The sequence below is a fragment of the Aquabacterium sp. G14 genome (assembly GCF_037482285.1).
Lineage (GTDB): Bacteria > Pseudomonadota > Gammaproteobacteria > Burkholderiales > Burkholderiaceae_C > Aquabacterium.
The window spans coordinates 106,005-126,093 of record NZ_JBBEYB010000008.1; the positions used below are offsets into that span (position 1 = coordinate 106,005).

Genomic DNA, 20,089 nt, shown 5'->3' on the forward strand with positions numbered 1-20,089 from the left:
TTGTGGGTTTTCCATCAAACCGCCCTCACTCTTTCGGAGTTGCATATGAGCAAAGCACCCGTTCGCGTCGCCGTTACCGGCGCCGCTGGCCAAATTGGTTACGCCCTCCTGTTCCGCATCGCCTCTGGCGAAATGCTGGGCAAGGACCAGCCCGTGATCCTGCAACTGCTGGAAATCCCTGACGAAAAGGCCCAGAACGCGCTGAAGGGCGTGATCATGGAGCTGGAAGACTGCGCCTTCCCGCTGCTGGCCGGTATCGAAGCTCACTCCGATCCGATGACCGCCTTCAAGGACACCGACTACGCCCTGCTGGTGGGCGCACGTCCTCGCGGCCCTGGCATGGAGCGCGCTGACCTGCTGGCTGCCAACGCCCAGATCTTCACCGCTCAGGGCAAGGCTCTGAACGCTGTCGCTTCGCGCAACGTCAAGGTGCTGGTCGTCGGCAACCCCGCCAACACCAACGCTTACATCGCCATGAAGTCGGCTCCGGACCTGCCGGCCAAGAACTTCACCGCCATGCTGCGCCTGGACCACAACCGCGCTGCTTCGCAACTGGCTGCCAAGGGCGGCTTCAAGGTTGGCGACATCAAGAAGCTGACCGTGTGGGGCAACCACTCGCCCACGATGTACGCTGACTACCGTTTCGCCACCGTGGACGGCAAGTCGGTCAAGGACGCCATCAACGACCAGGAATGGAACGCCAACGTGTTCCTGCCGACCGTCGGCAAGCGTGGCGCCGCCATCATCGCCGCTCGCGGCCTGTCGTCGGCTGCCTCGGCTGCCAACGCCGCCATCGACCACATGCGCGACTGGGCCCTGGGCTCGAACGGCGAATGGGTGACCATGGGCGTGCCTTCGAACGGCGAGTACGGCATTCCTGCCGGCATCGTGTTCGGCTTCCCCGTCACCACCACCCCTGACGGTGAGTACAAGATCGTCGAAGGTCTGGAAATCGATGCTTTCTCGCAAGAGTGCATCAACAAGACTCTGGCCGAGCTGCAAGGCGAGCAAGACGGCGTCAAGCACCTGCTGTAATCAGCCCGCGTGAGACCTTGACCATCCGGCCTGTGCCGGATCGTGCAAGGTAGATCACAATCAAAGCTGGCGGCCTTCGGGTCGGCCAGCTTTTTTTGTGCCGTGCGTCCTGATCCGGGACAACACGGCGCCCGCAAGGAACACACCATGTCCACCCTGAGCACCATTCACCCTCGTCAGGCGCTGTTCGGCAGCGAGCCTTTGCCCCCTACCCTGCCTGTGTGCGACCACTATTCCGGCGTGGAAGCGCGCATGCGCAAGAGCCTGATGTTGCAGGCCGAGATGGCCGAAGCAGGGAACGGCCGGGCGGTGTTCGACGTGACACTGGACCTGGAGGATGGTGCGCCCGTAGGCGGCGAGCACGAGCAGGCGCTGCTGGTGGCCGAGTTGATCGACAGCCCGCAGAACGTGTGCGACCGCGTGGGGGTGCGCGTGCATGACCCGCGCCACCGCCGTTTCGAAGACGATGTGGACACGCTGATCAAGCTGGCGGGCCAGCGACTGGCCTTCATCATGGTGCCCAAGCTCGGGGATGTGGCCGATACGCAGCGCGCCATCGACACCATCAAGGCGGCGCGGGTGCGGCATGGCGTGGAACGGGTGGTGCCGGTGCACGGCTTGATCGAGACGCTGAAGGCGGTGCAGCAGGTGGACGAGATCGCCGCCCTGCCCGGCCTGGAGTCGCTGTCGTTCGGGTTGATGGATTTTGTCTCGGAGCACCGTGGTGCGATTCCGGCGACGGGCATGAGCGTGACGGGGCAGTTCAGCCATCCGCTGGTGCTGCAGGCCAAGCTGAAGATTGCAGCGGCTTGTCATGCAGCGCGCATCACGCCGTCGCATTGTGTGGTGACCGAGTTCAAGGACAAGCGGGCGCTGGGCAAGGCGGCCGAGCGGGCCTGCCGCGAGTTGGGTTACACCCGGATGTGGAGCATCCACCCGGACCAGATCCCGGTGATCATCGAGGCCTTTGCGCCGGTCACCGCCGAGGTGGATGATGCGGTGGAAATTTTGATGGCAGCCCAGGCGGCGCATTGGGCCCCCACCTCGTACCACGGGGTGCTGCACGACCGCGCCAGCTACCGCCATTACTGGCATGTGCTGGAGCGTGCCTGGTTGACCGGGCAGCCGCTGCCTGTCGAGACCGAGGCGGCGTTCTTTGCCACCGCAGCGTGACGCACGTGGACACCCTGGTGCTGGACGGCTCGGAAGTGCGGGCCGTGCACTGGGAAGCTGGCGATCAAACGGGAGGCGGCACCGTGAGCGTGGTGTTTGCGGCGGCCTGCGTGCGTCGCGATGTGCGCGCTCCGACAGAAGCCGCCACATCGCGCCAGGCCAGTGCGTGGGGTCACATGAAGCCGCTGACGCTGCACTTGCATGGCGTGGCACCCGCGTCCGATGAGAACACTGCGACGTGCGAGCCAGCGGGCGATCTGAGAGACGCCCTCGGCGCCCTGTCGGACGGCGAGGTGCGATATGCCGAACAAGCTTGGCGCACCCTGCCCTTGCCTTGTCATGTGAACGCACCCGTGACCTTGAGCCTGCGGTTTCGAGCCGGGCAAGAGTGGGTGTGGCAGGGGCAAGGCTTGACGGTTCAACCCGAGGCCGACAGCCACTTTTTTGAGTCTTACGCCTGCTGAATGCTGACCTTGGCAGCCTCCACGCGAAGAGGCCGCGCAGTGATCACATGTCGGCCAGCGCACGCTCGATGAAGCGACGCGAGACGGTCGGACGCGGCACCTTGCCTTTGAACCATGCACGCACGTCCTCATCGAGCCCGATGCCGTGCATGTAGTTATAGATGGCCTTCTTGAGAGCCTGACCGAGCACGTCGTGGTTCACGCCCGTGGGGTCGATGAAGCCGATGTCGTTCTTGGCAAAGCTGACCGGTGGCAAGGGGATGAGCTCGACGCCGTAGGCCTGCGGGTCCTGCCCCACGGGCGAATGGACAGTGCAGGCAAAGCGGTGGAAGAAGCCGGACTGGATGCAGCCTTCGGCGAAGAGTTGCCGGACGTACTCCAAGGCATCGACCGTGTCCTGCACGGTTTGCGTGGGGAAGCCGTACATGAGGTAGGCGTGCACGAGGATGCCGGCATCGGTGAAGGCGCGCGTGACGCGGGCGACCTGATCGACCGAGACGCCCTTTTTCATCAGCTTGAGCAGGCGGTCGGACGCGACCTCGAGGCCGCCGGAGATGGCGATGCAGCCGCTGTCGGCGAGCAGCAGGCAGAGCTCGGGGGTGAAGGATTTTTCGAAGCGGACGTTGCCCCACCAGGAGATGGATACCTTGCGGCGGATCAGCTCTTGCGCCAGGGCGCGCAGGACCTTGGGTGGCGCGGCTTCGTCGACGAAGTGGAAGCCGGTCTGTCCGGTTTCGCGCACGATGGCCTCGATGCGGTCAACCAGCACCTCGGCGCTGGCTGCTTCGTAGCGCGAGATGTAGTCGAGACTGACGTCGCAGAAGCTGCACTTCTTCCAGTAGCAGCCATGGGCGACGGTGAGTTTGTTCCAGCGCCCATCTGACCAGAGCCGGTTCATGGGGTTGAGCATGTCCAGCAGGGACAGGTAGCGGTCGAGCGGCAGACCGTCCCAGGTGGGGGTGCCCACTTCGCCAAAGGGCACGTCGGGCTCGGCCCAGTTCATGTAGCGGACCTGGCCCGTATCGGCATCGCGCACGAAGGTGCGCACGAGGCGCTGGGCGGAGCGCTTGCCGTCGAGGTGTTCGAGCAGGACCAGCAAGGGGCGCTCGCCAGCGTCGAGGGTGACGAAGTCGAAGTGATCGAAGACGCGTGGCTCGGTGAGTTCGCGCAGTTCGGTGTTGATGAAACCGCCCCCCAAGGCGAGGCGAATGTGCGGGTGCACCTGCTTGATGGCCTGGGCCATGCGGAAGGCGGCGTAGACCGCCCCCGGGAAGGGCACGGAGATCAGCACGAGCTGGGGCTGATGGCGGGTGATGGCCTCCAGGGTCAGCTCGCGCAGCGTGGTGTCGACGAGGTTGAGCGGCGCGGCGATGGCCTGCGCCAACGGCTCGAAAGTGGGCTGGCTTTGGGCCAAAGACTCGGCGTAGCGCACGAACTCGAAGCGGCCGTCGACAGCGTCGCGCAGCACGTCAGCCAGGTCGTTGAGGTAGAGCGTGGCGAGGTGCTTGGCGCGGTCGGCCATGCCCAGGGCGCCGAAGGCCCAGGCCAAAGGGTCACCGCTGCCGTCATCGGCGTAGGCATCCAGCGAGCGAAAGCGGGGGCCTTCGGGCAGGTAGTGGCGCGTACAGATGCGGTGTGCCAGCGTGGCATCGCGCCCCTGCAGGAAGGCGATGGTGGCGTCGATGGTGTGAAGGTAGGCCTCAATGTGGTCGAGGAAATGGTTGACGGGCGCCGTGCGTTGGGCCTCGGGCATTTTCAGGGCCTGCGCGTGAACAGCCTGCAAGCCTTCGCGCGAGAGCAGCTTCAGCACGAGCGCCAAGGCAAGGTCTTCCTGCACCGCGTCCACGCCGCGCGAGCGCAGGAAGCCCGTCAGGTACGCCGTCGAGGGGTACGGCGTGTTGAGCTGCGTCATCGGGGGGATCAGGGAGAGGACGCGCATGGGAGCAGTGAGGGACATGAAACGGCGACGGGCAAAACGGCAAGGAGCCGTGCAGTGAGGGGCAAAACAGCAGCCAGCAAGGATTGTGACAGCGGCACCCGGATCACGCTGGATTGAGCTTGCGCCACAGGGTGGTGCGGCTGATGCCCAGGCGCTGGCTGGCCAGGGTGCGGTCGCCGCCGCATTCGTCGAGGACGCGCTGGATTTCGGCGCGCTCGCGCTGGGCCTGGTGGGCCTTGAGCGAGGAGGCGTCTTCTGCCGCCTCGGATGGGGCCTTGGGCGCATCGACGGTGAACAGCTCGGGGGCCACGGTGCGCACAAAGGCGCGGGCGGCTTCGGCAGACAGGGCGTCGTCCGTCTGCGGGTCAGCATAGGCCACCAGGCGCTCGACGAGGTTTTCGAGTTCGCGCACGTTGCCGGGCCAGTGGTAGGACGGGGCCTGGGCGATCAGTGCGGCGGCGATGGCGTCGGTGCGCGCGGGATCGAGGTCGAGGCGGGTGCAAACCTTGCGATGCAAGGCGCGCACGAGCTCGGGCAGGTCGTCGAGCCGGTCGCGCAGCGGGGGCATGTCGATGCGCAGGATGTTGAGGCGGTAGAACAGGTCTTGCCGGAAGCTGCCCTCTTCGACATGGCGCAGCAGGTTGCGGTGCGTGGCGGCGATCACGCGGACGTTGACGGGGGTGGGCTCGGTGGCGCCGACGCGCAGCACCTCGCGCTCTTGCAACACGCGCAAGAGGCGAGACTGCAGGGACAGCGGCATCTCGCCGACCTCGTCGAGAAAGATGGTGCCTTTGTGAGCGGCCTCGAACAGGCCGATCTTGCCGCCACGGCGGGCGCCGGTGAAGGCGCCCTCTTCGTAGCCGAACAACTCGCTCTCGAGCAGGGTTTCGGACACGGCGGCGCAGTTGACGGCCACGAAGGGCAGCTCGCGCCGGTCGCTGGCCATGTGGATGCCTTGGGCCACCAGCTCTTTACCCGTGCCGCTTTCGCCGAGGATGAGGACGGTGGCCTGGCTGCGGGCGCAGCTGAGGGCCATGCGTTGCACGCGCTGCAAGGCAGTGCTGTGACCCAGCAGTTGCTGCAGCTCGTAGCGGGCCGGGACGGTGTTGGGCTGGATGCGGGTGCGGATGTGGCGGTCGACCCGCTGGATGGAGATGGGGTCCTGACCACTGAGCACGGCGCCGGTCAGCACGCCTTGCTCGACGATGGGGATCCGGTTGACGATGAGGGCCTTGCCTTTGACGCGCTCGATCTTTTCCAGCTCCTGGGTGCCCAGGCGCAAGGTGGCCTGCAGGCTGAGCTCGGGACAGACCTCGCTGAGCTTGAGGCCCAGCCATTGCGTGGGGCTGATGCCCAGCCACTGGGCCATCGTGGGATTGAGGGTCTGGATGCGTTCCTGCGCATCGACCGCGATCACGCCGTCGCTGAGCTGGGCCAGAATGGTGTTGAGGCGTTCGCGCTTGGTCAGCTCGATGCGCGAGGCGCGCGCCACCTCGACCGCGTCCTCGAGCGCCTCGCGCACGGCGTCCATCGAGTACAAAAAGATGCCGGTGAGGCCCAGCTGATCGGCCATGTCGGCCGACAGGCCCGAGCCGACGATGACGTCCACCCCCTCCTGCTGCAACTCGCGCACAGCCTCCTGAGCTTCGTCTTCGGTGCGGTAGCTGCGCTGGTGTACGCCCAGGCCGAACAGGTCATCAAACTGATGGATGTCGGGAGCGACGCCCACGTAGGTGACCAGGCCGATGCGGGACGACTGGCGCTTGGCGCGGGCCAAGGCCTGCATCAGGTCGAAGCCGCCCACCTTGACCACCACCACCGGCAGGTCCAGATGCTGACGCAGGTAGCCACCGTTGGAGCCAGCCGCCACCACAACGTCCACCGGCCGTTGGGCCTGCAGGGCGCGCACGCGGGCCACAGCCTCCTCAAAACCGACGTCCAGCACCTCGACGGCGGCACGGTCGGCAAATTCGGGCGCCAGCGCCTGCAACATCTTGTTGATGCGGCGAAAGCCCACGGCCACAATGCGTGGCGGAGCTTGAGTCGGATGAGGACGGGGCAAGGTGTCAGGCAGCATGTTCGGGATTGTGCATGCGTTTCACGATTGAATGAAACATCATTTCAAATGCGAAACATCAGCACAGACCACACGTACGGCACATGGGTGAAAACCAGCCTGCCCCTCGGCAAATCAATGACTTACAACCCTTCTCTGGCACCCTGAACAAGCAGTACACAGGCTGGCACGCACGTTGCGTATCAGACCCGCATTCCCGCTGACACGTTCCACTGGAGACCCCACATGGCACTCACCTCCCCCGGCGCACGCTTCCGCCAGGCCCTCAAGGACGAATCGCCGCTGCAGATCATTGGCGCCATCAACGCCAACCACGCTCTGCTGGCCAAGCGCGCGGGCTACCGCGCCATCTACCTGTCGGGTGGCGGCGTGGCCGCGGGCTCCCTGGGCTTGCCCGACCTGGGCATCAACACGATGGACGACGTGCTGATCGACGTGCGCCGCATCACCGACGTGTGTGACACCCCCCTGCTGGTGGACATCGACACCGGCTTCGGCCCCTCGGCCTTCAACATCGAGCGCACCATCAAGAGCCTGATCAAGGCGGGCGCCGCCGCTTGCCACATTGAAGACCAGGTGGGCGCCAAGCGCTGCGGCCACCGCCCCGGCAAGGAAATCGTGACCACTGAAGAAATGGTGGACCGCGTGAAGGCCGCCGCTGATGCCAAGACCGATCCCGACTTTTTCCTGATCGCCCGCACCGACGCGATCCAGGTGCACGGTGTGGACGCTGCCATCGAGCGCGCCATCAAGTGCGTGGAAGCCGGTGCCGACGGCATCTTTGCCGAAGCCGCCTACGACCTGCCGACCTATGAGAAGTTCTGCAAGGCCGTGAACGTGCCCGTGCTGGCCAACATCACCGAGTTCGGCAAGACCCCACTGTTCAGCGTGGAAGAGCTGCGCCCCACGGGCGTCGGCATGGTGCTGTACCCGCTGAGCGCCTTCCGCGCCATGAACAAGGCCGCCGAAGCCGTGTACACCGCCATCCGTCGTGACGGCCATCAAAAGAACGTGGTCGACTTGATGCAGACTCGTGAAGAGCTGTACGACCGCATCGGATACCACGCGTTCGAGCAAAAGCTCGATGCGCTGTTTGCCGCCAAAAAATAAATCCCCTGTTGCCACATCTCATCTGGAGACACATCCCATGAGCGCTACCCCCGAGACGACCACCCCTGGTTTCAAGCCCAAGAAGTCCGTGGCCCTGTCTGGCACCGCTGCCGGCAACACCGCCCTGTGCACCGTGGGCCGCACAGGCAATGACCTGGCCTACCGCGGCTACGACATCCTTGACCTGGCCACCACCAGCGAGTTCGAAGAAATCGCCCACCTGCTGGTGCACGGCAAGCTGCCCACCGTGGCCGAACTGGCTGCCTACAAGGCCAAGCTGAAGGCCCTGCGCGGTCTGCCCGCCGCTGTCAAGGTCGCCCTGGAACAGCTGCCCCCTTCGTCGCACCCGATGGACGTGATGCGCACCGGCGTGTCGGTGCTGGGTTGCGTCAAGCCCGAGAAGGAAGACCACAACCACCCTGGCGCCCGTGACATCGCTGACAAGCTGATGGCCTCGCTGGGCTCGATGCTGCTGTACTGGTACCACTTCGCCTACAACGGCAAGCGCATCGAAGTCGAAACCGATGACGACTCCATCGGCGGCCACTTCCTGCACCTGCTGCACGGCGAGAAGCCGCGCGACAGCTGGGTGCGCGCGATGCACACCTCGCTGATCCTGTACGCCGAGCACGAGTTCAACGCCTCGACCTTCACCTCGCGTGTGGTGGCCGGCACCGGCTCCGACATGTACTCAGCCATCTGCGGCGGCATCGGTGCCCTGCGTGGCCCGAAGCACGGCGGCGCCAACGAAGTGGCCTTCGAGATCCAGAAGCGCTACGACAACCCGGATGAAGCTGAGGCCGACATCCGCGCCCGCGTGGAAAAGAAGGAAGTCGTGATCGGCTTCGGTCACCCCGTCTACACCGTGAGCGACCCGCGCAACGTGGTCATCAAGAAGGTGGCGGAAGACCTGTCCAAGGAACAGAACAACATGAAGATGTACAACATCGCCGAACGTCTGGAGTCGGTGATGTGGGAAATCAAGAAGATGTTCCCGAACCTGGACTGGTTCTCGGCCGTGAGCTATCACATGATGGGCGTGCCCACCGACATGTTCACCCCGCTGTTCGTGATCGCTCGCACCTCGGGCTGGTCGGCTCACATCATCGAGCAACGCATTGACGGCAAGATCATTCGTCCGTCGGCCAACTATGTCGGCCCAGAGGATCAGAAGTTCGTGCCGCTGAAGAAGCGCAAGTAATTCTGAAGAGCCAGGACAAGGGCGCCACATGAGCAAAACGTGTGGCGCCTTTTGACCTTGTCGCCCCTGCGCTGCCCCACCCCTCACCGCTGCCAGCCATGAACACCCAATACCGCAAGAACCTGCCCGGCACCACGCTCGATTATTTCGACACCGAAGCCGCCGTGGAAGCCATCAAGCCGGGCGCCTGGGCCACCCTGCCCTACACCGCCCGCGTGCACGCCGAGAACATCGTGCGCAAGGCCGATCCCAGCATCATCACCGACTGCCTCACGCAGATCATCGAGCGCAAGCGTGACCTGGACTTCCCATGGTTCCCGGCCCGTGTGGCTTGCCACGACATCCTGGGCCAGACCGCGCTGGTGGACCTGGCCGGCCTGCGTGACGCCATCGCCAAGGAAGGCGGCGACCCCGCCAAGGTGAACCCGGTCGTGCCCGTGCAGCTGATCGTGGACCACTCGCTGGCCGTGGAGTGTGGTGGCTTCGACCCCGACGCGTTCCAGAAAAACCGCGACATCGAAGAGCGCCGCAACGAAGACCGTTTCCACTTCATCGAATGGACCAAGAAGGCCTTCGCCAACGTGGACGTGATCCCCGCGGGCAACGGCATCATGCACCAGATCAACCTGGAGAAGATGTCGCCCGTGATCCATGCCGACCAGGGCGTGGCTTACCCCGACACCTGCGTCGGCACCGACTCGCACACCCCTCACGTCGACGCGCTGGGCGTGATCGCCATTGGCGTGGGCGGCCTGGAAGCCGAGAACGTGATGCTGGGCCGCGCTTCGTGGATGCGCCTGCCTGAAATCGTCGGCGTGAAGCTGACCGGCCAACGTCAGCCCGGCATCACCGCCACCGACGTGGTGCTGGCCCTGACCGAGTTCCTGCGCAAGAACAAGGTGGTGGGTGCTTACCTCGAGTTCTACGGCGAAGGCGCTTCGAAGCTGACCATTGGCGACCGCGCCACCATCTCGAACATGGCCCCGGAATACGGCGCCACCGCCGCCATGTTCAGCATCGACCAGCAGACCCTGGACTACCTGACGCTGACCGGCCGTGACGCCGAACAGGTCAAGCTGGTGGAGACCTATGCCAAGCAGGCCGGCCTGTGGTCGGACAGCCTCAAGAACGCCGTGTACGAACGTGATCTGACGTTCGACCTGTCGAGCGTCGTGCGCAACATGGCTGGCCCCTCGAACCCGCACGCCCGTGTGGCCACGAGCGATCTGGCCGCCAAGGGCATCGCTGGTCAATGGACCATGCCCAAGGCCGACGAAGGTACGATGCCCGATGGCGCCGTGATCATCGCCGCCATCACTTCGTGCACCAACACCTCCAACCCGCGCAACGTGATCGCCGCCGCCTTGCTGGCCCGCAATGCCAACAAGCTGGGCCTGACCCGCAAGCCTTGGGTGAAGTCTTCGCTGGCCCCTGGCTCGAAGGCCGTGGAGCTGTACCTGAAGGAAGCCAATCTGCTGGGCGACCTGGAGAAGCTGGGCTTCGGCATCGTCGCCTTTGCCTGCACAACCTGCAACGGCATGTCGGGCGCGCTGGACCCCAAGATCCAGCAAGAGATCATCGACCGTGATCTGTACGCCACCGCCGTGCTCTCGGGCAACCGCAACTTCGACGGTCGCATCCACCCCTACGCCAAGCAGGCCTTCCTGGCTTCGCCCCCGCTGGTGGTGGCCTACGCCATTGCCGGCACCGTCCGTTTCGACATCGAAAACGACGTGCTGACCGTGGTCGATGGCAAGGAAATCCGCCTGAAGGACATCTGGCCGTCGGACGAAGAGATCGACGCCGTGGTCAAGGCCGCTGTCAAGCCTGAGCAGTACCGTGCCGTGTACGAACCCATGTTCGCCATCCAGGCCGACAAGGGCGAGAAGGTGTCGCCGCAGTACGACTGGCGCGCCATGTCGACCTACATCCGTCGTCCGCCTTACTGGGACACGGAAGGTGTCGGCGCCCTGGCTGCCACCCCCCGTACGCTCAAGTCGATGCGCCCGCTGGCCATCCTGCCCGACAACATCACCACCGACCACCTGTCGCCGTCGAACGCCATCCTGGCCAGCTCGGCTGCGGGTGAGTACCTGGCCAAGATGGGTCTGCCGGAAGAGGACTTCAACTCGTACGCTACCCACCGCGGTGACCACCTGACCGCCATGCGCGCCACCTTCGCCAACCCGACGTTGAAAAACGAGATGGTGCGCAAGGAAGACGGCTCGATCAAGGTCGGCTCGTGGGCCCGCGTGGAGCCCGAAGGCCAGGTCATGCGCATGTGGGAGGCCATGGAGACCTACCTGAACCGCCGTCAGCCGCTGATCATCATCGCCGGCGCGGACTACGGTCAGGGCTCCTCGCGTGACTGGGCTGCCAAGGGCGTGCGTCTGGCGGGTGTGGAAACCGTCGTGGCCGAAGGCTTCGAGCGCATCCACCGCACCAACCTGATCGGCATGGGCGTGCTGCCCCTGGAGTTCAAGCCGGGCACCACCCGCCTGACCCTGGGCCTGGACGGCACCGAAACCTTCGACGTGGAAGGCGACCTGAAGCCGCGCGCCGACCTTACCCTGGTGATCCACCGCAAGAACGGTCAGACCGAGCGTGTGACGGTGACCAGCCGTCTGGACACAGCCGAAGAAGTGTCGGTGTACGAAGCCGGTGGCGTGCTGCAACGCTTCGCTCAGGACTTCCTCGCCGAGAACAAGTGACCCCCCCGAGCGCCTTTGGCGCTCCCCCTCAAGGGGGCGACACCTACGGACTGGCAAAGCCAGATCCGTGGTGTCCGCTGGATCGGACCGAGGCTGTGCAAGGCTTTGCGCGCTTCGGCACCATGTGAATTGAAGGAGCGTGTGATGGCTCATACCGCACAAATCAAAATCCCCGCCACCTACATCCGCGGCGGCACCAGCAAGGGCGTGTTCTTCCGCCTGCAGGACCTGCCCGAGGCCTGCCAGGTGCCGGGCGCAGCCCGTGACAAGCTGTTCATGCGCGTCATCGGCAGCCCTGACCCCTATGCCGCCCACATCGACGGCATGGGCGGGGCCACGTCGAGTACCAGCAAGTGCGTGATCCTGTCCAAGTCCAGCGTGCCCGATCACGATGTGGACTACCTCTATGGCCAGGTCTCGATCGACAAGCCCTTTGTGGACTGGTCAGGCAACTGCGGCAACCTGTCCACCGCGGCTGGCGCCTTCGCCATCCACGCGGGCTTGGTTGACCCCTCGCGCATTCCGCAAAACGGTGTGTGCGTGGTGCGCGTCTGGCAGGCCAACATCCAGAAAACCATCATCGCCCACGTGCCCGTGACCAACGGTCAGGTGCAGGAAACCGGTGACTTCGAACTCGACGGTGTGACCTTCCCGGCCGCCGAGATCGTGCTCGAATTCATGGACCCGTCCGACGATGGCGACGAAGGCGGCTCGATGTTCCCCACCGGCAACTTGGTGGACGACCTCGAAGTGCCGGGCATCGGCACGCTCAAGGCCACGATGATCACGGCCGGCATCCCGACGGTGTTCGTCAACGCCGCCGACATCGGCTACACCGGCACCGAGCTGCGTGAGCAGATCAACACGGACGCCGAGGCGCTCAAGCGTTTCGAGGCCATCCGTGTGGCCGGCGCCCTGCGCATGGGACTGATCAAGACGCCGGAAGAAGCGGCCACCCGTCAGCACACCCCGAAGATCGCCTTCGTGGCCCCGCCCACGACCTACACCGCATCCAGCGGCAAAACCATCGAGGCCGGTGACGTGGACCTGCTGGTGCGCGCGCTGTCGATGGGCAAGCTGCACCATGCCATGATGGGCACCTGCGCGGTCGCCATCGGCACCGCGGCCGCCATCCCCGGCACCCTGGTCAACCAGGCCGCTGGCGGCGGTGAGCGTGAGGCCGTGCGCTTTGGCCACCCCTCCGGCACCTTGCGTGTCGGCGCCCAGGCCAAGCAGGTCAACGGCCAGTGGACGGTGACCAAGGCCATCATGAGCCGCAGCGCCCGCATCCTCATGGAAGGCTGGGTGCGCGTGCCAGGCGACACCTTCTGAGGCAAACCCCCTCCCACCTTGCGCGTGAGCGGCGTACATTTGCTTGCCCCGTTCACGCGCAGGACACCGGGATCGGCGGCAAAATCAGCCTTTGTTCCACGCCTGCCACGCCTTACACCATGAGCACACTCACCTCTCGCCACCAACGCACCCGCACCCTGGCCCTGACTGCCGGCATCGTGTTGGGCATGGCTGCCAGCGTTCTGGCCCCCCAGATGGCTCACGCTCGCGTGACCACCGCCAGCAAGCAGACGCTGTCCAACAACTTCACGCCCCCGCCTGAAGCCAGCGCCGAGCAGCTGCAGGCAGCCGAGCGCGTGCTGACCGGGCGCTACGCCTGCGAATTCGGCAAGTCCGTGTCCGTGGACCGCAGCGAGCGCCACGCCGGCTACTTCGACCTGAAACTGGACCGCCAGGCTTGGGTCATGAAGCCTGTGGTGTCGAGCACCGGCGCCGTGCGTCTGGAAGACGTCAAGGGCAATGCCCTGCTGATCCAGATCCTGACCAAGTCGATGGTGATGGACCCAAAGGCCGGTCGCCGACTGGTCGATGGCTGTGTGCATGACGTGCAACGGGCCGCCGAAGCCGACCTGCGCAACACCCCGCGCCCCTCGCTGTTTGGCCCAGCCAGCAACTGATGGGGTTTTTCAGACGATGAGCGACGTGAAATTGCGTGATTTCACGTCGTTTTCGTGACATTCACCGCTGTGGTGGGCGAAAATAACGGGCTGCACGGAAATGACCTTTCCACGCGAGCGACGCGTTTTCTGCCCCACGGCGGTGATTCATTTTTGAGGATCCGCATGTCGGATCCGCGTTCGAACTTCTTGCCCCTCAACACCAGGTGAACACCATGTTGCAAGCCTATCGCGAACACGTTGCCGAGCGCGCCGCCCTCGGTATCCCTCCTCTGGCCCTGTCGGCCCAGCAAACTGCTGAACTGATCGAGCTGATCAAGAACCCGCCCGCTGGCGAAGACGCGTTCCTGCTGGACCTGCTGACCCACCGCGTCCCCCCCGGCGTGGACGATGCGGCCAAGGTCAAGGCCTCCTTCCTGACCGCTGTCGCTGACGGCGAAATCAAGGTCGGCCTGATCTCGCGCGCCAAGGCCACCGAGCTGCTCGGCACCATGGTCGGCGGCTACAACGTCAAGCCCCTGATCGACCTGCTGGGCGACGCTGAAGTCGGCACCATCGCCGCTGACGCGCTCAAGAAGACCCTGCTGATGTTCGACTTCTTCCACGACGTCGCCGAACTCGCCAAGGGTGGCAATGCCAACGCCAAGGCCGTGATCCAGTCCTGGGCCGATGCCGAGTGGTTCACCAGCCGTCCTCCGGTTGCCAAGAAGATCACCGTGACCGTGTTCAAGGTGCCTGGCGAAACCAACACCGACGACCTGTCGCCCGCTCCCGATGCCTGGAGCCGTCCTGACATCCCGCTGCACTATCTGGCGATGCTCAAGAACACCCGTCCTGACGCGGCCTTCAAGCCCGAAGAAGACGGCAAGCGCGGCCCGATCCAGTTCATCGAAGACCTGAAGAAGAAGGGCAACCTGGTGGCCTACGTCGGCGACGTGGTCGGCACCGGCTCGTCGCGCAAGTCCGCCACCAACAGCGTGATCTGGGCCACCGGCGAAGACATCCCCTTCGTGCCCAACAAGCGCTTCGGCGGCGTGACCCTGGGTGGCAAGATCGCCCCCATCTTCTTCAACACGCAAGAAGACTCTGGCTCCCTGCCCATCGAAGTGGACGTGTCCAAGATGGAAATGGGCGATGTCATCGACATCTTCCCCTATGACGGCAAGATCGAGAAGAACGGCGAAGTCATCGCCAACTTCCAACTGAAGTCGCAAGTGCTGCTGGACGAAGTCCAGGCTGGTGGCCGTATCAATCTGATCATCGGCCGCTCGCTGACCAGCAAGGCTCGTGAGTTCCTGGGCCTGCCCGCCTCCACCGTCTTCCGCCTGCCCCAGGCACCGGTCGACAGCGGCAAGGGCTTCACCCTGGCACAGAAGATGGTCGGCCGCGCCTGCGGTCTGCCAGAAGGCAAGGGCGTGCGTCCGGGCACCTACTGCGAGCCCAAGATGACCACCGTTGGTTCGCAAGACACCACCGGCCCGATGACCCGTGACGAGCTGAAGGACTTGGCTTGCCTGGGCTTCTCGGCTGACCTGGTCATGCAATCGTTCTGCCACACCGCGGCTTATCCGAAGCCCGTGGACGTGAAGATGCACCGCGAACTGCCCGCCTTCATCTCGAACCGCGGCGGCGTGGCCCTGCGTCCGGGCGACGGCGTGATCCACTCGTGGCTGAACCGTCTGCTGTTGCCTGACACCGTCGGCACCGGTGGCGACTCGCACACCCGCTTCCCGATCGGCATCTCCTTCCCCGCTGGTTCGGGCCTGGTCGCCTTCGGCGCCGCCACCGGCGTGATGCCGCTGGACATGCCTGAGTCGGTGCTGGTGCGCTTCAAGGGCCAAATGCAGCCTGGCGTCACCCTGCGTGACCTGGTGCATGCCATCCCCTTGTACGCCATCAAGGCTGGTCTGCTGACCGTGGCCAAGGCCGGCAAGAAGAACATCTTCTCGGGCCGCATCCTCGAAATCGAAGGTCTGCCTGACCTGAAGGTCGAGCAAGCGTTCGAGTTGTCTGACGCTTCCGCTGAGCGTTCGGCTGCTGGTTGCACCATCAAGCTGAACAAGGAGCCCGTGGCCGAGTACCTGAAGTCGAACATCGTTCTGATGAAGAACATGATCGCCAACGGTTACCAGGACGCCCGCACCCTGGAGCGCCGCATCAAGGCCCAGGAAGCTTGGTTGGCCAACCCCAACCTGCTGGAAGCCGATGCCGACGCGGAATACGCTGCCGTCATCGAGATCGACCTGAACGACATCAAGGAGCCGATCGTCTGCTGCCCGAACGACCCGGACGACGCCAAGTTCCTGTCCGAAGTCGCTGGCACCAAGATCGACGAAGCCTTCATCGGTTCGTGCATGACCAACATCGGTCACTTCCGCGCCGCCGGCAAGCTGCTGGAAGGCAAGAAGGACATCCCGGTGCGTCTGTGGGTGGCACCGCCCACCAAGATGGACGCCGCCGAGCTGACCAAGGAAGGCTACTACAACACCTTCGGCCAAGCCGGTGCCCGCACCGAAATGCCGGGCTGCTCGCTGTGCATGGGTAACCAGGCTCAGATCAAGGAAGGCTCGACCTGTATCTCCACGTCGACCCGTAACTTCCCGAACCGCCTGGGCAAGAACACCAACGTGTTCCTGGGCTCGGCCGAACTGACCGCCGTCGCGTCCAAGCTGGGCAAGCTGCCGACCCCGGCCGAGTACATGGCTGAAATCGGTGTGGTGGCCAAGGATGCCGACAACGTCTACAAGTACATGAACTTCAACCAGATTGAAGAGTACGTGGAGACCGCCAAGACTGTGCAGGCCTGAGCCTTGTGTCCCTGACGCAGCGCTGAGCTGACACCCAAAGCCCGCCGGGGTAACTCGGCGGGCTTTTTTGCGTTCTGGACAAGGCAAATGTCCCTCGCTCTGCGCCATGACGCCACCTCGCCTGGCCTCATCAGACTCAAAAACGATTCACAAGTGCGTCAAATGCGCGGCGGCGTGCTGCACACGGCACACTCCTCACATGACTTTGAATCGAATCGTTTGTGACGTTGAGTGGAGGAGCGAGCCATGAAAATCCTGCTGTGCGGTGCGCGTGGTTTCGTCGGCAGCCACCTGGAGCGCGCCTTGGTTCGTGCGGGACATCAGGTCATCGGCGGCGTCTCGTCGGTGCGGGCGGGTGAGCGCGATCGCGTCGCGGTGAATTACGCCCGCGATGTGCAGATGGCCGACTGGTTGCCTCGGGTCCGTGATGTGGACGCGGTGATCAACGCCGTTGGCATCCTGCGTAGCACCAGTGGTCGTCCCATCACGGCGGTTCACACCGATGCCCCCAAGGCCTTGTTCGATGCGTGTGCCGAAGCCGGCGTCCCCAGGGTCATTCAGGTTTCCGCACTGGGCATCGAGCACAGCGCCACCCAGTACGCGCAAACCAAACTGGCCGCCGAGAAGCATCTGCAGGGCCTGGTGGCCTCAGGCCGGCTGTCAGCCACCATCCTGAGGCCGAGCATCGTGTTCGGCAAAGGCGGTGACAGCAGTGCCCTGTTCGTCAACCTGGCCAAGCTGCCGGTGGCCCTGCTGCCCGGGCCCGTGATCGATGCGCGGGTGCAGCCGGTGGCCGTGACCGATCTGGCCGATGCGGTGGTGAACCTGCTCCAGACCAGCCCACAGCCGCCCGGCCCCCTGCCTTGCGTGGGCCCCCAAGCCGTGCAACTGGGGGACTTCATTGCCAGCCTGCGCCGCCAACTGGGCCACCGCCCAGCCAAGGTGCTGCGACTGCCCGATGTGCTGACCACCTTGAGCGCCATGATGGGCGACATGGTGTCAGCCAGCCCCTGGAGCAGCGAGGCCGTGGACCTGCTCAAGCAACCCAACGTGGCCTCCCCCGCCGCGTTCGAGGCCGTGCTGGGACGCTCGGGGGTGCATTACAGCCGCCTGCTGGCCGAGACCTGGCATTGACATGTGCACCATGAGCCGGCTCGGGCCGGCTCACATCTCCTTGCAAAGGCAGATCTGGCAGCAGCCATAATGCGCGTTTGCTGACTCGATGGCACCCTTCGGTGCCGGCCTTGCTGTATGTCCGATTCTGCGACCCAGCGCGGTGGCGCTTCCCGCTGGCTGCGCCGTGCCCTGTGGGCCCTGTTTGCTCTGTGTCTGGCTGGCGTGCTGGCCTTGGGCGCCACGGTGATGGTGCTGCTGCCCCAATTGCCCGACACCAGCAGCCTGGCCAACTACCAGCCCAAGCAACCTTTGCGCGTCTACACCGCCGACGGGGTAGAGATCGGTGGCTTTGGCCAGGAGAAGCGCGAGTACCTGCGCATCGAACAGTTTCCGAAGATGATGCGCGACAGTCTGCTGGCGGTTGAGGATTCGCGCTTTTACGAGCACCCTGGCATCGACGTGATTGGCGTGCTGCGCGCCATCGTGGCCAATGCCACGGGCGGCCGCACCCAGGGGGCATCGACCATCACCCAGCAGGTGGCCCGCACCTTCTTCCTGACGCGCGAACGGACGCTGTCACGCAAGCTCAAGGAGGCCTTGCTGTCGCTGCGCATCGAGCAGCAGCTGAGCAAGGACCAGATCCTGGAGCTCTACATGAACCAGATCTACCTGGGGGCACGCACCTACGGCTTTGCCGAGGCCGCCCGCACCTACTTCGGCAAGCCCATCTCCCAGTTGTCGGTGGCTGAATGCGCCATGCTGGCCGGCTTGCCACAAAATCCGGCGTACGCCAACCCGATCAAGAGCCCCAAGCGCGCCAAGGATCGCCAGCTGGTCGTGCTGTCACGCATGCGTGCCGAAGGCGTGATCGACGACATCGTGTACACCGCCGCCAAGGCCGAGAAGCTGGATGTGCGCAACCCTGGCGAGATGGACGTGCACGGCGAGTATGTGGCCGAGATGGCGCGTGCCCAGGTGTATGCCCAGTATGGTGAGTCGGCGTACACCAGTGGCATGAAGGTGGTGACCACGCTGCGTGCGGCCGACCAGCAGGCTGCGTGGAAGGCCGTGCGCAAGACCCTGATCGATCGAGAGCTGCGCTTGGCCTGGCGTGGTCCCGAAGCGCAGGAGGACCTGCCAGCTGATCTGGACGACCAGGACCCCGCGCTGGCCCAGTTGCTGGCGGATTACAACGATGACGAAACCTTGCGCGTGGCGCTGGTGACGCAGGCCAGCAGCAAGCAGGTGACGGTGGTGCTGGCCTCCGGTGACGTGCTGCAGATCAGCGGCAAAGGCCTGCGCCAGGCCCAAGCTGGCCTATCGGCCAAGGCGCGCGCCACCTTGCGACTGGAGCGCGGTTCGGTGGTGCGTGTCATGCAGCAGGGTCAGGACTGGGTGATCACGCAATGGCCACAGGCCGAAGGGGCGTTGGTGGCCATGGACCCGCACGATGGCCAGATTCGGGCGCTGGTCGGCGGGTTTGACTTTCAGCGCAACCAGTTCAACCACGTCACCCAGGGCTGGCGTCAACCCGGCTCCACCTACAAGCCCTTCCTGTATTCCGCCGCGCTTGAGAACGGCGTGATGCCGGAGACCCTGATCAACGATGCCCCGCTGACCAATGTGGGGGACTGGACGCCCAGTAACGCGGACGGCAGTGCCGACGGCCCCACGCCGCTGCACATTGCATTGGCCAAATCCAAGAACCTGGTCAGCATCCGTCTGGTTCAGTTGATGGGCCCGGAGGCCGCGCGTCAATGGACGGGACATTTCGGCTTTGATGTGGACAAGCAACCCGCCAACCTCACGTTGGCACTGGGCTCTGGTTCGACCACAGCGATGCAGATGGCCAGCGCCTATGCAGTCTTTGCCAACGGCGGCCTGTCGGTCAACCCTGTGCTGATCCAGAAAATTCAGGATGGTCAGGGCAAGGTGGTGTTCGAAGCCAAACCCAAGGTGGCTGACGAGTCCCAGCGTGTCATCCCGGCCCGCAATGCATTTCTCACTGCCACCTTGCTCAATGAGGTGGCTCGCAGCGGTACCGCTGCCAAGGCGCAGGCGCAACTGCGTCGCCCTGATCTCTATGGCAAGACCGGCACCACCAACGACGTGGTGGACGCGTGGTTTGCAGGGTTTCAGCCCAATCTGGTTGCCGTGGTCTGGTTTGGCTACGACACGCCACGCAGCCTGGGCACCCATGCCTCCGGCGGCTCTCTGGCGCTGCCAGCCTGGATCCAGTTCATGAGCACGGCGCTGCGCAATGAGCCTGTGCGCACACTGAGTGCGCCTGAGGGTGTCGTCAGCCTGCCTACGGGTTGGCGCTATACGGAGTGGGCCGAAGGCGGTTTCCTCACAGAGTTGGGCGTAGACGAGACACCGATCGATCGCAGCCTGATTCCGACCCCACCGGCCTCGGGTGCCTCGGCCAGCGAGGGCGAAGACACGCTGCGCTCGTTCATTGATCGGCTGTTCAACTGACCCCCAAC

General features: G+C 64.6%; 13 protein-coding genes. 11 read left to right on the top strand and 2 right to left on the bottom strand.

Annotated features, from left to right (window positions below):
• Window positions 1-45: 45 nt before the first annotated feature.
• The 3 genes from WIT60_RS10495 (at window position 46) to WIT60_RS10505 (ending at window position 2,672) form a co-directional block, all read left to right on the top strand.
• The gene (locus WIT60_RS10495) at window positions 46-1,035 is read left to right on the top strand and encodes a malate dehydrogenase (protein WP_339583872.1); all 990 of its coding nucleotides are present in this window, start codon (window positions 46-48) and stop codon (window positions 1,033-1,035) included.
• Window positions 1,036-1,182: 147 nt separating this feature from the next.
• Window positions 1,183-2,208 carry an HpcH/HpaI aldolase/citrate lyase family protein gene (locus WIT60_RS10500; RefSeq protein WP_339583873.1) on the top strand — a complete coding sequence of 342 codons (1,026 nt, stop codon included), beginning with the start codon at window positions 1,183-1,185 and terminating at the stop codon, window positions 2,206-2,208.
• Complete coding sequence (locus WIT60_RS10505) at window positions 2,205-2,672, top strand: hypothetical protein (RefSeq protein WP_339583874.1); 468 nt, start codon at window positions 2,205-2,207, stop codon at window positions 2,670-2,672. Before WIT60_RS10500 ends, WIT60_RS10505 begins: the two co-directional genes overlap by 4 nt.
• A 43-nt stretch (window positions 2,673-2,715) precedes the next feature.
• On the opposite strand, the gene WIT60_RS10510 is transcribed toward WIT60_RS10505, so the two are convergent.
• Window positions 2,716-4,629: a B12-binding domain-containing radical SAM protein gene (locus WIT60_RS10510; protein ID WP_339583875.1), complete on the bottom strand. Its 1,914-nt coding sequence runs from the start codon at window positions 4,627-4,629 to the stop codon at window positions 2,716-2,718.
• Window positions 4,630-4,714: 85 nt separating this feature from the next.
• Window positions 4,715-6,688, bottom strand: a complete 1,974-nt coding sequence (gene prpR, locus WIT60_RS10515; RefSeq protein ID WP_339583876.1) for a propionate catabolism operon regulatory protein PrpR — start codon at window positions 6,686-6,688, stop codon at window positions 4,715-4,717.
• A gap of 225 nt (window positions 6,689-6,913) precedes the next feature.
• Here prpR and prpB point away from each other — a divergent pair, with 225 nt between their 5' ends.
• The 8 genes from prpB (at window position 6,914) to WIT60_RS10555 (ending at window position 20,081) form a co-directional block, all read left to right on the top strand.
• Window positions 6,914-7,798, top strand: a complete 885-nt coding sequence (gene prpB / locus WIT60_RS10520) for a methylisocitrate lyase (protein ID WP_339583877.1) — start codon at window positions 6,914-6,916, stop codon at window positions 7,796-7,798.
• 37 nt (window positions 7,799-7,835) lie between these two features.
• Window positions 7,836-8,999, top strand: coding sequence for a bifunctional 2-methylcitrate synthase/citrate synthase (gene prpC / locus WIT60_RS10525; RefSeq protein ID WP_339583878.1), 1,164 nt, complete (start codon window positions 7,836-7,838; stop codon window positions 8,997-8,999).
• A gap of 98 nt (window positions 9,000-9,097) precedes the next feature.
• Window positions 9,098-11,710, top strand: a complete 2,613-nt coding sequence (gene acnD, locus WIT60_RS10530; RefSeq protein ID WP_339583879.1) for a Fe/S-dependent 2-methylisocitrate dehydratase AcnD — start codon at window positions 9,098-9,100, stop codon at window positions 11,708-11,710.
• 144 nt (window positions 11,711-11,854) lie between these two features.
• Window positions 11,855-13,042 (top strand): 2-methylaconitate cis-trans isomerase PrpF, encoded by a 1,188-nt coding sequence (prpF, locus tag WIT60_RS10535; RefSeq protein ID WP_339583880.1) that lies wholly within the window; start codon window positions 11,855-11,857, stop codon window positions 13,040-13,042.
• A 119-nt stretch (window positions 13,043-13,161) separates the two neighbouring features.
• A complete protein-coding gene (locus WIT60_RS10540) occupies window positions 13,162-13,680 on the top strand; it encodes a hypothetical protein (protein WP_339583881.1) in 519 nt (172 codons plus the stop codon).
• A 215-nt stretch (window positions 13,681-13,895) separates the two neighbouring features.
• Window positions 13,896-16,487: a bifunctional aconitate hydratase 2/2-methylisocitrate dehydratase gene (gene acnB / locus WIT60_RS10545; protein WP_339583882.1), complete on the top strand. Its 2,592-nt coding sequence runs from the start codon at window positions 13,896-13,898 to the stop codon at window positions 16,485-16,487.
• 246 nt (window positions 16,488-16,733) lie between these two features.
• The gene (locus WIT60_RS10550; RefSeq protein WP_339583883.1) at window positions 16,734-17,621 is read left to right on the top strand and encodes an NAD-dependent epimerase/dehydratase family protein; all 888 of its coding nucleotides are present in this window, start codon (window positions 16,734-16,736) and stop codon (window positions 17,619-17,621) included.
• A gap of 117 nt (window positions 17,622-17,738) precedes the next feature.
• Window positions 17,739-20,081 carry a penicillin-binding protein 1A gene (locus WIT60_RS10555; protein WP_339583884.1) on the top strand — a complete coding sequence of 781 codons (2,343 nt, stop codon included), beginning with the start codon at window positions 17,739-17,741 and terminating at the stop codon, window positions 20,079-20,081.
• Window positions 20,082-20,089 lie beyond the last annotated feature (8 nt).